This window comes from Nonomuraea sp. NPDC049714, from assembly GCF_044465295.1.
Lineage (GTDB): Bacteria > Actinomycetota > Actinomycetes > Streptosporangiales > Streptosporangiaceae > Nonomuraea.
Window position 1 is genome coordinate 1,093,899 of sequence record NZ_JBITLM010000002.1, and the last position, 14,534, is coordinate 1,108,432.

Annotated in this window: 12 protein-coding genes; 4 read left to right on the top strand and 8 right to left on the bottom strand. The window is 70.2% G+C overall.

The window, feature by feature from the left end; translation table 11 throughout:
- Positions 1–10: 10 nt before the first annotated feature.
- Positions 11–1,552, bottom strand: coding sequence for a GMC family oxidoreductase (locus tag ACIBQX_RS12340; RefSeq protein WP_397003501.1), 1,542 nt, complete (start codon positions 1,550–1,552; stop codon positions 11–13).
- Positions 1,553–1,700: 148 nt separating this feature from the next.
- On the opposite strand from ACIBQX_RS12340, the gene ACIBQX_RS12345 reads away from it, so the two are divergent.
- Positions 1,701–3,236, top strand: coding sequence for a long-chain fatty acid--CoA ligase (locus ACIBQX_RS12345; protein ID WP_397003503.1), 1,536 nt, complete (start codon positions 1,701–1,703; stop codon positions 3,234–3,236).
- Between the two features lie 47 nt (positions 3,237–3,283).
- On the opposite strand, the gene ACIBQX_RS12350 is transcribed toward ACIBQX_RS12345, so the two are convergent.
- From ACIBQX_RS12350 to ACIBQX_RS12365, 4 genes are all read right to left on the bottom strand, one after another.
- Positions 3,284–4,543, bottom strand: coding sequence for a class I SAM-dependent methyltransferase (locus ACIBQX_RS12350; RefSeq protein WP_397003505.1), 1,260 nt, complete (start codon positions 4,541–4,543; stop codon positions 3,284–3,286).
- A 4-nt stretch (positions 4,544–4,547) separates the two neighbouring features.
- Positions 4,548–5,906: an FAD-binding oxidoreductase gene (locus ACIBQX_RS12355; RefSeq protein ID WP_397003507.1), complete on the bottom strand. Its 1,359-nt coding sequence runs from the start codon at positions 5,904–5,906 to the stop codon at positions 4,548–4,550.
- Positions 5,907–6,027: 121 nt separating this feature from the next.
- Positions 6,028–7,011: a 2-hydroxyacid dehydrogenase gene (locus ACIBQX_RS12360; RefSeq protein ID WP_397003509.1), complete on the bottom strand. Its 984-nt coding sequence runs from the start codon at positions 7,009–7,011 to the stop codon at positions 6,028–6,030.
- Positions 7,008–8,555: a serine/threonine-protein kinase gene (locus tag ACIBQX_RS12365; protein WP_397003511.1), complete on the bottom strand. Its 1,548-nt coding sequence runs from the start codon at positions 8,553–8,555 to the stop codon at positions 7,008–7,010. The genes ACIBQX_RS12360 and ACIBQX_RS12365 overlap by 4 nt, the downstream gene beginning before the upstream one ends.
- Positions 8,556–8,709: 154 nt before the next feature.
- Here ACIBQX_RS12365 and ACIBQX_RS12370 point away from each other — a divergent pair, with 154 nt between their 5' ends.
- Positions 8,710–9,831: a CaiB/BaiF CoA transferase family protein gene (locus ACIBQX_RS12370; protein WP_397003512.1), complete on the top strand. Its 1,122-nt coding sequence runs from the start codon at positions 8,710–8,712 to the stop codon at positions 9,829–9,831.
- Here the strand turns inward: ACIBQX_RS12370 and ACIBQX_RS12375 are convergent.
- Positions 9,811–11,037 carry an FAD-dependent monooxygenase gene (locus ACIBQX_RS12375; protein ID WP_397003514.1) on the bottom strand — a complete coding sequence of 409 codons (1,227 nt, stop codon included), beginning with the start codon at positions 11,035–11,037 and terminating at the stop codon, positions 9,811–9,813. The two genes, ACIBQX_RS12370 and ACIBQX_RS12375, sit on opposite strands and share 21 nt — an antisense overlap.
- Before the next feature lie 90 nt (positions 11,038–11,127).
- Between ACIBQX_RS12375 and ACIBQX_RS12380 the strand changes: the two genes are divergently transcribed.
- Positions 11,128–11,661 (top strand): TetR/AcrR family transcriptional regulator, encoded by a 534-nt coding sequence (locus ACIBQX_RS12380; protein WP_397003516.1) that lies wholly within the window; start codon positions 11,128–11,130, stop codon positions 11,659–11,661.
- Here ACIBQX_RS12380 and ACIBQX_RS12385 read toward each other — a convergent pair.
- Positions 11,658–12,110, bottom strand: coding sequence for a GyrI-like domain-containing protein (locus tag ACIBQX_RS12385; RefSeq protein ID WP_397003518.1), 453 nt, complete (start codon positions 12,108–12,110; stop codon positions 11,658–11,660). The two genes, ACIBQX_RS12380 and ACIBQX_RS12385, sit on opposite strands and share 4 nt — an antisense overlap.
- 98 nt (positions 12,111–12,208) lie before the next feature.
- Between ACIBQX_RS12385 and ACIBQX_RS12390 the strand changes: the two genes are divergently transcribed.
- Positions 12,209–13,648 carry a GuaB1 family IMP dehydrogenase-related protein gene (locus ACIBQX_RS12390; RefSeq protein ID WP_397003520.1) on the top strand — a complete coding sequence of 480 codons (1,440 nt, stop codon included), beginning with the start codon at positions 12,209–12,211 and terminating at the stop codon, positions 13,646–13,648.
- Positions 13,649–13,685: 37 nt separating this feature from the next.
- Here the strand turns inward: ACIBQX_RS12390 and ACIBQX_RS12395 are convergent, their stop codons facing one another.
- Positions 13,686–14,483 carry an SDR family oxidoreductase gene (locus tag ACIBQX_RS12395; protein WP_397003522.1) on the bottom strand — a complete coding sequence of 266 codons (798 nt, stop codon included), beginning with the start codon at positions 14,481–14,483 and terminating at the stop codon, positions 13,686–13,688.
- Between the last annotated feature and the right edge of the window lie 51 nt (positions 14,484–14,534).

Sequence of the window (14,534 nt, forward strand, 5' to 3'; positions counted from 1 at the left end):
TGGGCCAGGCTCAGTGCCGGGTGATCAGGTCGGCCGCCTTCTCGCCGATCATGATGGCCGGGGCGTGCGTGTGGCCGCGATTCAGCGTCGGCATGACGGACGCGTCCACCACCCTGAGCCCCTGGACACCGCGCACCTTCAGGGTGGGGTCCACGACGGACTCTTCGTCCGCGCCCATCCGGCAGGTGCCGACCGGGTGGTAGAGGGTCTCGCCCCGCTCGCGCACCCACTGCGCCAGCTCGTCGTCGGTCTCGGGCGCGGTGTAGGGCGCCATCGGACCGTCCGCGTACGGCTGCATCGCGGTGGTGGTGAAGACCTGCTGGGCCACCTTCAGCCCGGCGACCAGCCGCCTGACGTCGGCCTCCTTGGCCAGGTAGCCGGGGTCGATCAGCACCTCGCGGCCGTTCAGCCCGACCCTGCCGCGGCTCTCCGGCTGCAGCAGGATGACGCCGACGGTCAGGCCGTGGGCGGTGGGCGGGGTGAGGCCGTGGTCGATGAAGGGGCCGGGCGCGAAGATCAGCTCGATGTCCGGCGCCGGCTCCTCGGGCGAGGTCCTGAGGAAGGCGACGGCCTCGCCCACGTTCGTGGTGAGCATGCCGGAGCGCAGCACGAGGTAGCGCAGCAGGTTGCCGATCGACTCGGCCCTGGTCAGGGTGACGGGCTGCTTGCAGGAGATGAACACCCCCGACGAGAGGTGGTCCTGGAGGTTCTTGCCCACCTGCGGCGAGTCGCGCACGATGGGGACGCCCGCGTCGCGCAGCTCGTCGGCCGCGCCCACGCCCGAGCGCAGCAGCAGGTACGGCGAGCCGATCGCGCCCGCCGACAGGATCACCTCCCGCCTGGCCCGCAGCACGGCGCCGCCGCTGTGCTGGACGCCGGTGGCGCGGGTGCCGTCGAAGATCACACGCTCCACGTTCGTGCCGGTGAGCACCGTCAGGTTGGGGCGTTTGCGCGCGGGGCGCAGGTAGCCGTCGGCGGCGCTCCAGCGGCGCCCGCGCTGCTGGGTGACGGGAGTGGGGCCGTAGCCGTCGTTGGAGGGGCCGTTCATCTCGGTCAGCCGGGGGATGCCGAGCTCTTCACACGCCCGCAGGAAGGCGGCGGTGGTGACGTTGGGGCTGCGCAGCTCGGAGATGAACAGCGGCCCCGCCGAGCCGTACACCTCGCCGTGGTTGCTGCCGACGCGCCGCTCGGCCCTGGCGAAGTACGGCAGGACCTCGTCGTAGGACCAGCCGGGGACCGCCCACTGGTCGTAGTCGCGCCTGCAGCCGCGCAACCACATCTGGGCGTTGAGCGAGGAGGAGCCGCCGATGACCCGGCCTCTGGGCCAGTAGAGCTCGCGGCCGGCCATCTCGCTCTGCTTGGCGGTGGTGAAGTTCCAGTCGTAGTCGGTCTTGAAGAGCTTGGCGAAGCCCGCGGGCATGCGGATCTCCAGCTTGTCGTCCTTCCCGCCGGCTTCGACCAGTGCCACGGACACCTCGGGGTCCGCCGAGAGTCTGTTGGCCAGCACGCATCCGGCCGACCCGGCTCCGACGATCAGGTAGTCGTACTCCACTGCCCCTCCCAGGGTGAGCAATCTGGTACTTGCTTACTCCACGTGGTGAGGCGCGTCCATACGTAGTTGTGACCTCTGTCACCTACCGGCCGGTATGGGTTGCTGCGAAGATGTCGCGCGAAGGCCAAACATGGGGAGGAAGGCACACATGCTGAACCTGTCGAGCGTCCTGGAAGACAGTGCGAGGAACACCCCGGACGGCACCGCCATCGTTTTCGGTGACATGCGCCTGCCGTACTCCATGATCGAGACTGTCGCCTGCCAGGTCGCGAACCTGCTGGTGTCCCGTGGCATCGGCAAGGGCGACAAGGTGGCGCTCGCCTGTCCCAACCTGCCCTATTTCCCGTTCGTCTACTTCGGCATCCTCAAGGCCGGGGCGACCGTGGTGCCGCTGAACGTGCTGCTGCAGGCCCGGGAGATCACCTACCACCTCAACGACAGCGACGCCAAGGCCCTGTTCTGCTTCGAGGGCACCCCCGAGCTGCCGCTGGGCGAGCGGGGCAAGGCGGGCTTCGAGGGCGCCGAGGGGTGTGAGCAGTTCTACGTGCTGCCCGCCACGCCGCTGGCGACGGAGTCGGAGTACGGCGAGTCGTTCTGGGCGGCGCTGGGCGGGATGTCAGGCGAGTTCGAGACGGTGCAGACCGCGGCCGACGACACCGCCGTGATCCTCTACACCTCCGGCACCACCGGCCAGCCCAAGGGCGCCGAGCTCAGCCACCAGAACATGCTGATGAACGTCATGGTCAACGACAAGATGTTCCCGCCCACCGAAGGCGGCGACACCTACCTCGCGGTCCTGCCGCTGTTCCACAGCTTCGGCCAGACGGTCTGCATGAACACCGGCTTCATGCGGGGCGCGACGCTGGTGCTGATGGCGCGCTTCGAGCCCGGCGAGGCGCTCGCCCTCATGAGCCGGGAGGAGGTCACCTTCTTCGCCGGCGTGCCGACCATGTACTGGGCCCTGCTCTCCAAGATCCACGCCGAGAACGCTACGGTGCCCACCTCGCTCAGGATCGCCGCGGCCGGCGGCTCCGCCTCCCCCGTCGAGGTGCTCAAGGACTTCGAGAAGACCTTCGGCCTGAGCATCCTGGAGGGCTACGGCCTGTCGGAGACCTCCCCCGTCGCCAGCTTCAACCAGCTCGGCCGGCCCACCAAACCCGGCACGATCGGCACGCCCATCTGGGGCGTGGAGATGAAGCTGATCGACAACGACTGGAAGACGGTCGACGGCGAGGGCCCCGGCGAGATCGCCATCCGCGGCCACAACATCATGAAGGGCTACTACGGCCGGCCCGAGGCCACCGCCGAGGTGATGAACAACGGCTGGTTCCGCACCGGCGACATCGCCACCCGGGACGCCGACGGCTACTACTCGATCATCGACCGGGCCAAGGACATGATCATCCGCGGCGGCTTCAACGTCTACCCGCGGGAGGTGGAGGAGGTCCTGGTCACGCACGAGGACGTCTCGCTCGCCGCCGTCGTGGGCGTCCCGCACGACACCCACGGCGAGGAGATCAAGGTGTACGTCATCCGCGTCCCCGGATCCTCGCTGACCGAGGAGGAGCTCATCGCCTGGAGCCGCGACAACATGGCGGCGTACAAGTATCCGCGCATCGTCGAGTTCCGCGACACGCTGCCGATGACGGCCACCGGCAAGATCCTCAAGCGCGAACTCCGCTGATCCCGTCCCGGGACCCTCTCCAGGGAGGGTCCCGGGACGCACGCGGATCAGGGCCAGTCGAGCGACGGACGCAGCGGCACACCCGCGCGGCCGTCCTGGTCCAGCTTGACGCCGAGGACCTGGTGCAGCTGGACCTTGTTGCGTTCGAAGCCGACGATGGAGCCCGCCATGTACAGGGCCCAGACCCGGGCCGTGCCCATGCCGACCTCGGCGACGGCTTCGTCCCAGTTGGCCTCCAGGTTGTCGCACCAGAACTTGAGCGTCCTGGCGTAGTGCTCCCTGAGGTTCTCCTGGTGGCGGATCTCGAAGCCGCAGTCCTCCATCTCCCTGACCAGCACGCCGACCGACTCCAGCTCACCGTCGGGGAAGACGTAGCGGTTGATGAAGCCGCCCTTGTTGAACGTCTTCTCCTTGCCGGTGGGCCGGGTGATGCAGTGGTTGAGCATGCGGCCGCCCGGCTTGAGCTTGCCGTACAGGAAGCTGAAGTAGGAGGTCAGGTTGGCCCTGCCGATGTGCTCGGTCAGGCCGATGGAACTCACCGCGTCGAAGCCCGACTCGGTGACGTCCCGGTAGTCCATGAACCGGACTTCGGCCAGATCCTGCAGCCCCGCCTCGGCGATGGCCTTCTGCGCCCATTCGGCCTGCTGCCTGCTGAGGGTCACGCCGAGGGCCTTGACGCCGTAGTGCTTGGCCGCGTGGATGACCATGCCGCCCCAGCCGCAGCCGACGTCGAGCAGCCGCATGCCGGGCTTGAGGCCGAGCTTGCGCGACACCAGGTCGAACTTGGCGAATTGCGCCTCCTCCAGCGAGGAGGACTCCTCGGGGAAGACCGCGCAGGTGTAGGCCATCGACGGCCCGAGCACCCACCGGTAGAAGCGGTTGGACACGTCGTAGTGGTGGTGGATCGCCTCGGCGTCACGCTGCTTGGCGTGCTGGGAGCCGAGCCGGGCCAGCGTGCTCTGGCGGATCTCCTGCGGCGGCGACGGCACCCGCATGAGCAGCGGCTTCACCCCCAGCGAGCGAACCGCGGCGAGTTTCTCCGCCGCGGTCAGGTCGATGGTGGTGATTTTCCACATGCGGTCGAGCAACGTATACAGATCGCCGCGCACATCAAGATGACCGGACACGAACGCCCTGGACAACCCCAGCTCGCCGGGCGCCTGTGCCAGATAGGCCACCGCTATCGGCGACTTCACCTCCAGCGCGACATCGGAGCCGTCCGGTCCCGCCTTGCTGCCGTCGTAGGCCGTGAACGCGATGTTGGCGTCAGAGCCGACGATTTTCTCGAAGAGAGACGCGAGAGCCATCTCATCACCTTCCCCGTACACACTTGTCGTACAGGTCCAGCAGGCGACCATGAGGGTCGTATTCCCGCTTGACCGGCCAATAGGCGTCGCCGTTGTAGAGCTGCCAGAACTGCTCACGGCCGTAGTAGGACGTCGAATAGAGAGACTTGTGCCCGTCCAACTCGTGCACTGAGCTCTCGATGAGCCGGTTGTAGTAGCCGTCGAACTGTCCCCGAGGCAACGGGACCAGGCCCCAGAAGCCGAAGTTGACGTACAACTTGCCCGGTTCGAGCGGATAGAGCGGCCAGTTGCCGGTGGCCCGCAGCGGGCACATCCACACCGGCGTCATGCCGACCTTGTCGTGGAAGAACTCCAGGAACCGGGCGCCCTGCTCGACCGGCACCTCCACGTCCTGGATGACCGACTCCTGCACCGGCTGGCCGCGCCACCTGTCGACGCGCGCGACCACGCCGTAGCGGCGGTCGAGGGCGACGAGCTTGCGGTAGACGTCGGAGCGCATCCAGCGGCGCGGCATGAGCGAGCGGACCACCGGCTGCTGCACGCCGAAGGCGCGCGAGCACCAGAACCAGTCGGTGTCCCAGCGCCACAGGTAGTCGCGGACGGTCAGCCAGTCGCGGTTGCGCTGCTGGATCGACTGGTAGTAGATGCGCATGCCGGTGTAGTCGGAGACGTACGGCGCGCGGTCGGCGAAGCGGCCGACCGTGACGTACATCTCCTGCGGGTCGAAGTAGACCCCGTCCACGAAGTCGACGGGCTCGCCGTCGTACGTCCGGCTCTCGCAGATCTCCTGCATGGCCAGCATGCACTTGTCGGCGTCGGTGAAGCGGATGTGGGTGAGCCGGACGTACGGCTCGACCCGGCGCAGTTTGATCCTGATGCGCAGGGCGTAGCCGAGCGTGCCGTAGGAGTTGGGGAACGCCCGGAAGAGCTCCTGGTGCTCGTTGTCCGCGCGCGCCACGACGATCCGGCCGTCGCCGGTGAGGATCTCGAGCTCCTCCACCGACTCGTGCGGCAGGCCGTCCCTGAAGCTGGTGGACTCGATGCCCAGTCCCGTCACCGCTCCCCCGAGGGTGATGGTCTTGAGCTGCGGGACCACGTACGGCATGAGCCCGTGCGGCAGCGTGGCGTCCACCAGGTGCTCGTAGGTGGTCATGCCCTGCACCTCGGCGGTGAGCGTCTCGGGATCGACGCTGATGACCTCGTCGAGGTCTCTGGCCGACAGCTTGGCCGTCTTGCCCGAGTCACGGAACCTGAAGAGGTTGGACGTGGCCTTGGCCAGGCGCGGCGCGGCGTCGCCGGGAATCTCGGCGTACGACTGCCTGATGTGCTCTACTGCCCGTTGGTGTGTCGACATCGTCGTCATCACGCAAGCACCCCCTTGAGCCGGTAGAGATCGTCGTGAAGACGGTATCTCCCTGACTCGACCCGGAACAGACCGGGGTCGTTAAAGACACGAAAACTCTCGATAGTGCCAGCCGGCACCACTACAAAACAGACGAATCCGCGAATTTCCTTCGGATTATCGGCGAGACGCCGTTCACCACGTTCGCCACCTGGCGTCCGTCGAGCGCGGCGGTGAGGTTGTCCAGGGTGACCGTGATCAGGCGTCCGGTGGACTCTGAGGTCACTCCGGCCGCGTGCGGCGACAGCAGCACGCCGGGCAGCTCGCGCAGCGGGTCGTCCCTCGGCGGCGGCTCGGTCTCGAAGACGTCCAGCGCGGCTCCCGCCAGGTGGCCCGCACGCAGCGCGGCCACCAGCGCCCGCTGGTCGACGATCTCGCCCCTGGCCGCGTTGACCAGGATCGCGCCCTGCTTGAGCCGGGCCGGGTCGATCAGGCCGCGTGTCTCCGGCGCCAGAGCGATCACCGCGACCACCACGTCGCTGGAGGCCAGCAGCGTGTCCAGGTCGGTGTAACCGGGATCCTCCCGCGGCGTGCGCGTCCAGTAGGACACCTCGCAGCCGAGCGCCCGGAACAGGGCGGCACAGGCCACGCCGATCGGGCCGTAGCCGACGATCCCGACGCGTTGGCCGTGCAGCTCACGCGGCCGCAGGCCCTGCTGCGGCCAGTCGCCCGCGCGCACGGCGGCGTCCGCCTCGCCCAGCTTGCGCGTCAGCGACAGCGCGGCGGCCAGGCACCATTCGGAGACGGCGACGGCGCTGACGCCCGCGGTGTTGGCCACCGGGACGCCCGCCGCGGTCAGGGCGGTCAGGTCGTGGCCGTCCACGCCGACCGAGGGCTGCTGCACGAACGCCAGCCAGGGCGCCGCCGCGACCGCCTCGCCGTCCAGGGCCAGCTTCCCCGTCCAGTCGCCGAGCACGATCTCCGCCGAGGGCAGCGCGGCCAGCATCGACTCACGGTCACGGGCGGCCGGCACGCGGACCTCGACCCGGTCACCGAGCGGCTTGAGCAGCGAGCGGATCAGGGCCTCGTCCAGCGGCGGGAGCGCCAAGAGGTGCCACGGTTTCATGCGTTAACCGTAAAACTCCCGATCACTCTGCGCATCAGGTTGGCGTTACGCCGCCACTGAGGCTCGGTGACCGTCCAGGACAGGACGTAGGCCGTGTCGCCGATCGCCACGGCGCGCCGCACCTCGCGGTACCGCGTCCCCTGCGCGGCCCACGGCGTGCCGCCGCCGGCGCCGGCGGTCCAGGTGAACTCCCACTCCACGGCCTTGACCCCCTGGTGCCTGACCGTCCGGCGGCCGATGCTGCGCACCTCGGCGGCGTCGAGCTTGAGGGACTCCTCGGCGTCGCGCAGGAGCTGGTGCGGGTCGAGGTTGGCGTAGACCGCCTCGACGCCCAGATGGCCGCTCCCGTCGCGTCGCGTCCACTCGGTGTACGACTCGGCGCGCGCCCCCCGCCAGCCGGTGGGCCGCGCGATCGACCAGCCGTCGCGCGAGGTGTAGGCCCGTACCGGCGCCCGCCGCACGACCGGCGTGATCGTCGGGGTGGGCGTGGGCGTGGCGCTCACCGTGGGCGTGGGCGACGGGCTCGGCACCGGGCTGGTGGATGCCGCCACGTGCTGGGTCAGCCGCGGCGCGCCCTCTGCGGGGCCGGCGAGCCTGAAGTAGGTGACCGTGCCGGCCGCCACCACCAGGACCGCCGCCGTGGCCGCGGCGATCAGGCCGCGGCTGGTCCGGCGCCGCCTGGCCCGTCCCGGCTCGGGCACGAGCTGGTCGACGTGGGCGGGCCTGGTCGCGGTGATCGCGGCCAGCATCTCGTCGGCCTGCTGCGCGGTCAGCCGCTCCTCGGGCTCCTTGCTCAGCAGCCCCTTGAGCACCGGGTGCATGGCCGGCGGGATCCGGCGGTAGTCCGGCTCCTCGTTGAGCAGCGCGTTGAGGGTGGCCATGGGGTCGCCCCGCTCGAACGGCGAGCGGCCGAGCAGCGTGGCGTAGAGGGTGGCGCCCAGCGACCACAGGTCCGAGGCCGGGCCCGCCTCGGCGGCGCGCACCCGCTCCGGGGCCAGGAAGCTCGGCGAGCCCGTCACCATGCCGGTGCTGGTGAGCGAGGAGTCGCCTTCGGCGGTGGCGATGCCGAAGTCGGTGAGCACCGCCCGGCCCTCGGCGGTCAGCAGGATGTTGCTCGGCTTGACGTCACGGTGCAGGATGCCGAGCTCGTGCGCCGCGCTCAGCGCCGACAGCACCTGCCGCCCCACGTCGGCCGCCTGCCGTACCGGAAGCGCGCCCGAGGTGGCGACGACGTCCTCGACCGAGGAGGCGTGCACCAGCTCCATGATGATCCAGGGACGGCCGTCCTCCTCGACCACGTCGTAGATCTGCACGACGGCGGGATGGTTCAGCTTGGCCGCCGTCCGCGCCTCACGCGCGGTGCGGACGAGTTGCCGCTCCTGCTCGGCCCGTGGCTGCCCCTCGGGCAGCACCACCTCTTTGATCGCACACTGCCGATTGAGCAACGTGTCCTGGCCTTCCCAGACCACGCCCATTCCCCCACGGCCAAGCTCGCGCAGTAATTCGTAGCGCTTGGCGATCAACCGGCTGCTATCCGAAACCATGTCCTACCCCTGTAGACCACCCACAATAGTGGGCAAGTTTCCCATACCCGTGGCTCGTCTGAAGGCAGGTCCGGAAGGCGCCTTGCCACGACTCACCGAATGTTGTTCTACTGATGCCGTCGCGATCGTCCCAAGGTCATCTGAGGAGTCGTTCATGTCCGAAGCCCGACAGGGCCCGCTGGCCGGGATACGCGTGCTGGAGCTCGCCGGGCTCGCGCCCGGACCGTTCGCCGGGATGATGCTCGCCGACCACGGGGCCGAGGTGCTGCGGGTGGACCGGGTCGCCGCGGTCTCCGACCGGCCCAGGACCGACGTCATGGACCGCGGCAAGCGCACGATCGGGCTGGACCTGAAGTCGCCGGAGGGCGTGGCCGCGTTCAAGGACCTGACCCGCGGCGCCGACGTGGTCATCGAGGTCTTCAGGCCCGGCGTGGCCGAGCGGCTCGGCATCGGCCCCGACGACCTGCACGCGGTGAACGAGCGGCTGGTCTACGGCCGGATGACCGGATGGGGGCAGGACGGGCCGCTGGCCCCGACGGCCGGGCACGACATCGACTACATCGCGATCTCCGGCGTGCTGTCCATGCTCGGCCGCGAGGGCGACAAGCCGACGCCGCCGATCAACATCCTCGGCGACTTCGCCGGCGGCGGCCTCATGCTCGCCTACGGCGTGCTGCTCGCCCTGCTGGAGCGCGGGCGCACCGGCCAGGGGCGGGTGATCGACGCGGCGATGGTCGACGGGGCCGCGATCCTGTTCGCCATGTTCTACCAGGGAGTGCAGGGCGGGGGCTGGGGTCCGCGCGGCACGAACCTGCTCGACACCGGCGCCCCCATGTACGACACCTACGAGACCGCCGACGGTCTCTATCTGGCGGTGGGCTCGCTGGAGCCGAAGTTCTGGGAGGCCATGGTGAGCCTCATGGGGCTGACGGACCTGCCGGACAGGGGCGACCGGGAGCAGTGGCCGGCGCTGAAGGAGCGGCTGGCGCGGGAGTTCAGGACCAGGACCCGCGCCGAGTGGGAGGCGGTGTTCGAGGGCTCCGACGCGTGCGTCTCGCCGGTGCTGTCCATGACCGAGGCGCCGGAGCACCCGCACAACACCGCCCGGGGCGCCTTCGTGGAGGTCGGCGGCCGGAGCCAGCCGGCGCCCGCGCCGCGCCTGCTCGGCACGCCGCCCCGGGACCTCTCCCCCGCGACCAGGCTCGACGACCTGTCTTCCTGGGGGATCAGCGCGGAACGGGCCGACAAGCTGCGCTCACAGGGAGTGCTGGCCTGACGCGACCTCGTACCGCGCGTAGTCCTTGAGCGCGAACGAGTCGTGCAGCCGCGCGCCCTTGGCGCCGAGCGTGCTCACGGCCCTGGTCAGCCCGGCCGGGAGGTGGTTGATCAACCGCATGCCCTGCAGGAGCGCCCACAGGTCCGTGCGGCTGCGGGGGACGAGCCGCTTGGCCACCCCGACGGCGAACGCGCGGCTGCGCCGTACGTACGCGGCGAGCTCGGCCTCGTAGGCGGGGAAGGCCCGCGCGGGCTCGCCACCGGCCGCGGCGAGCTCACCCGCCAGCACGTACGCCCCGACGACGGCCAGGCTGGTGCTGCCGCCGACGGCGGGGCCGGGGCAGTAACCGGCGTCGCCCACCAGGGTGACCCGCCCGCGCGACCAGGTGTCGAGGTGGAGCTGGGTGATGGAGTCGAAGTAGAAGGCGGGCGTGGAGTCCAGCTCGCGCAGCAGCCTGGGCACCTCCCACCCCAGGTCGGCGAAGTGCTCGCGGAGCAGCTCCTTCTGCCGGGGGACGTCACGGTGGTGGTAGTCGAGCGGCTCCGGCGTCCTGAAGAAGAAGGCGGCCCGCGCGTCGGACGGGCGGGCCGCGCCGTACGCCGCCATCCGGCCGACGCCGACCACGCCCTCCACCCGGTCGTCGCGCCCGAAGTGATCGGGCAGGGAGACCACGGCCAGGTAGGCGCCGATCCAGGTGGTGAAACGGGACTCGGGCCCGAAGACGAGGCGGCGCACGTTCGAGTGCAGGCCGTCGGCGCCGATCACCAGGTCGAAGGACCTGCCGGGGCCGCGCTCGAAGGTCACCTCGCCGGCCTCGGAGATCGAGGTGATGGAGTCGTCGAAGACGTACTCGACGTCGTCGCGGGTGGCGTCGTAGAAGATCTCGCTCAGGTCGTCGCGCATGATCTCGACGTGCCGGGAGGAGACCGCCGGCATCAGCTTGCGCAGCTCCAGCTCCACGGGCCGGGCGCGGCCCGGTGTCCACAGGGTCAGCCGCTCGGTGCCGGTCCTGCCGGCCTGGACGCGGTCCAGGACGCCCATCTTCTCGACGATGTCCATGGCCGGCCTGAACAGGTCGACGGCATGGCCGCCCGCCTTGCGTAACGCGGGCGCCCGCTCCACCACCGTGACGGTGAAGCCGTACCTGGTCAGCCAGTAGGCGAGCACGGGCCCGGCGACACTGGCGCCGGAGATGAGAACGTTCATGGCGAACCCCCTTACTTAACGGATGGTAAGCCAGGGTTCGCCGCGGGCACAAGGACTTACTTAACGATAGGTAAGCGTTAGGGTGAGTCCATGGCCAGGCCCAGTGACACCAAGGCGCGCATCCAGGCGGTGGCGCGGGAGCTGTTCGTACGGCAGGGCGTGCAGCAGACCAGCCTGCGCCAGATCTCCGACGAGCTGGGCATCACCAAGCCCGCCCTCTACTACCACTTCGCCTCGCGCGAGGACCTCGTCAGGAGCATCATCCAGCCGTTGGTGGACGACATGGACCGGTTCGTGGCCGACCTCGAACCGGGTGACGCCCGGGAGCTGCTGGAGGACTACTTCGACCTCAGCTGGCAGCACCGCGACATCATCGTCATGCTCGTGCGCGACCTGGCGGTCCTGTCCCACACCGACCTGGCCGAGCGCATGTTCGCCTGGCGGCGGGAGATCATCTCCCTGCTGCTGGGCCCCGAGATCACACAGGAGCAGCACATCAGGGCGACCGTGGCGCTCGGCGGGATGGCCGACTGCACGGTGGTGTACGCGCACCTGACGACGGCGGAGGTGCGGCCCGTCGCCGTCGAGGCGGCGCTGGCCGCGCTGGGGATGACGGGCCGCTAGACGGCCACGTAGAGGTCGGCGCCGTCGGGGTGGTGCACCTCCAGGTCGGTGGTGAAGGACCGGGCGGGCGTGCCCCCGGACTCGGTGTGCTTCCACACCCGCTGCCAGGCGTCGACGATCGCCTGCGGCATCTGCCCGCGCGCCTCGGCCTTGAGCACCCGGGCCGCGGGCACGCGCACCGCGACCATGCCCTCGGGCAGCCGCGGCACCGTGCGCACGGCACAGCCGACGATCTGCGTGTAGGCGCCGTGGTGATCGCTCTCGTAGTCGGTGAGCACCGCGTACAGGCGCTCGTCAACGCGGCCGGCCACGTGCGCGAACGCGCCCGGAGCCCCCGCCCGCTGCCACAGCGGGGGCAGCTTCGCCCGTGCCGGGTCGAGCTCGTCGGCGTTCGTGGTCCGTACGGCAAAGCCGACGACGATCACTTCGTCCCGATTTGTGACGTCCACACGCCTCTCCATCCCCCATAAGTACCCCGGCCGATCATAAGCCACCGAGAAAGGGGGAAATCCCTTGGTGACCCTGTCACCTCATAAGATGGATGAACGTGAAATTCTTGAACGGCACGGAACCGCAGTACGACCTGACCTACAGCGACGTGTTCATGGTCCCGTCGCGCTCGGCGGTCACCTCCCGGCTCGCGGTGGACCTCTCGACCCACGACGGCACGGGCACCACCATCCCGCTCGTCGTGGCCAACATGACCGCGGTGGCCGGTCGCCGGATGGCGGAGACCGTCGCGCGCAGGGGCGGCATCACCGTGATTCCGCAGGACATCCCCTTCGACGTCGTCGCCAACGTCATCGATTGGGTGAAGAAGCGCGATCTGGTGCACGACACCCCCCTCACCCTCACCCCCCACGACACCGTCGGCGAGGCGCTGCGCCTGCTGCCCAAGCGCGCGCACGGCGCCGTCATCGTCGTCGACTGGGACAACCGGCCGGTCGGCGTGGTGACCGAGGCCGACTGCCAGGGCGTGGACATGTTCACCCAGCTCGCCCAGGTGATGTCCAGCGAACTGCTGACCCTGCCCGCCGGGCTCGACCCGCGCGCCGCCTTCGACCGGCTGCACGACGGCCGCCACCGCCTGGCGCCCATCGTGGACGGCGACGGCCGCCTGGTCGGCATCCTCACCCGCACCGGCGCGCTGCGTGCCACCCTCTACACCCCGGCGCTCGACTCCGAGGGCAGGCTCCGGGTGGCCGCCGCCGTCGGCGTGAACGGCGATGTCGCCGCCAAGGCCAAGGAACTGCTGGAAGCCGGCGTCGACTGCCTGGTCGTCGACACCGCCCACGGCCACCAGGACAAGATGATCTCCGCCTTGACGGCCGTGCGCGCGCTCGACCCCGGTGTGCCGGTCGCGGCGGGCAACGTGGTGACCGCCGGCGGGGTGCGCGACCTGGTCGACGCGGGCGCCGACATCATCAAGGTCGGCGTCGGGCCCGGCGCGATGTGCACCACCCGGATGATGACCGGCGTCGGCCGGCCGCAGTTCTCCGCCGTTCTGGAGTGCTCGGCCGAGGCCCGCCGGCTGGGACGGCACGTGTGGGCCGACGGCGGCGTGCGCCACCCGCGCGACGTGGCGCTCGCGCTCGCGGCCGGAGCGGCGAACGTGATGATCGGCTCCTGGTTCGCCGGCACCTACGAGTCGCCGGGCGACGCCCGCACCGACGCGGACGGCCGCAAGTACAAGGAGAACTTCGGCATGGCCTCCGCACGCGCCGTGCGGCTGCGCACCGCCGAGGACAGCCCGTTCGACCGGGCCAGGAAGGCGCTGTTCGAGGAGGGCATCTCCACCTCGCGGATGTACCTGGACCCACGGCGGCCCAGTGTGGAGGACCAGATCGACGCCATCGTGGCCGGGCTGCGCTCCTCGTGCACCTACGCGGGCGCCGCGGACCTGGAGGAGTTCCACGAGCGGGCGGTCGTCGGCATCCAGGGATCGTCCGGCTACGCGGAGGGCATGCCGCTGCACCAGAGCTGGTGACCGCCAGAAGCCGGTGACCCTCAGAAGCCGGTGACCGTCAGACGCGCCGCCAGCCGCCCGCCGCGTGGATGCCGCCGTCCACGTGCACGGTGGCGCCCGTGACGAACCTGGCCAGGTCACCGGCCAGGAAGACCGCCGCGCCCGCCGCGTCACCCGGGTCGCCGAGCCGGCCGAGCGGCGGAACCCGTACCGGATCGAACTCGCCGGCCGGCATGCTCTCCCGCACCCCCGACTCCCCCTCCGTGGGCAGGGCGTCGGGGGCGATCGCGTTCACCCGGATGCCGCGCGGAGCCAGCTCCAGTGCCAGCGACCTCGTCAGGCTCTCCAGCGCCGCCTTCATGGCCGCGTAGACGGCGAACCCGGGGGCCGCCTGATGGGCCTCGCTGGAGGTGACGTTGATGATCGACGCGCCCGCGCCCATGAGCGGGAGCATGCTCCGGATCATGCCGGTGACCTGGGTGAAGTTCTCCTCGATCAAGGTCCGCTCGCCCTTGGCCGACACGTCCGCGAACGGGGCGTGGAACGTCCCGCCCGCGTTGTTGACCAGCACGTCCACCCGGCCCCACCGCTCGGCCACCGCCCGCGCGAACACCTCCACCGCCACCGGGTCCCGCACGTCCAGCGTCATCGCCAGGGCGCCACCCTTGCCCTGGTCCGTTCGGTCACGGCGTGGCTGGTCCCGGTCACGGCGTGGCTTGTCCCGGTCGCAGACCGCGACTTGGGCGCCGAAGGCTTCGAACGCCTCCGCGATGGCCCGGCCGATCCCCCGGGCGGCTCCGGTGACCACGGCTACGCGTCCGGTGAGCAGGATCGCATCGGGAGAAAGGGCGGCCATGGACGATGACCATATCCCGACCGCATAGAGTCGTCGGGTTCATTCCCATCG

What these genes read in the sequence shown, in the direction of transcription:
- ACIBQX_RS12345 (WP_397003503.1), top strand. Translation starts at nt 1,701, where the DNA reads ATGCTGAACCTGTCGAGCGTCCTGGAAGACAGTGCGAGGAACACCCCG.
- ACIBQX_RS12350 (WP_397003505.1), bottom strand. Translation starts at nt 4,543, where the DNA reads ATGGCTCTCGCGTCTCTCTTCGAGAAAATCGTCGGCTCTGACGCCAAC.
- ACIBQX_RS12355 (WP_397003507.1), bottom strand. Translation starts at nt 5,906, where the DNA reads ATGACGACGATGTCGACACACCAACGGGCAGTAGAGCACATCAGGCAG.
- ACIBQX_RS12360 (WP_397003509.1), bottom strand. Translation starts at nt 7,011, where the DNA reads ATGAAACCGTGGCACCTCTTGGCGCTCCCGCCGCTGGACGAGGCCCTG.
- ACIBQX_RS12365 (WP_397003511.1), bottom strand. Translation starts at nt 8,555, where the DNA reads ATGGTTTCGGATAGCAGCCGGTTGATCGCCAAGCGCTACGAATTACTG.
- ACIBQX_RS12370 (WP_397003512.1), top strand. Translation starts at nt 8,710, where the DNA reads ATGTCCGAAGCCCGACAGGGCCCGCTGGCCGGGATACGCGTGCTGGAG.
- ACIBQX_RS12375 (WP_397003514.1), bottom strand. Translation starts at nt 11,037, where the DNA reads ATGAACGTTCTCATCTCCGGCGCCAGTGTCGCCGGGCCCGTGCTCGCC.
- ACIBQX_RS12380 (WP_397003516.1), top strand. Translation starts at nt 11,128, where the DNA reads ATGGCCAGGCCCAGTGACACCAAGGCGCGCATCCAGGCGGTGGCGCGG.
- ACIBQX_RS12395 (WP_397003522.1), bottom strand. Translation starts at nt 14,483, where the DNA reads ATGGCCGCCCTTTCTCCCGATGCGATCCTGCTCACCGGACGCGTAGCC.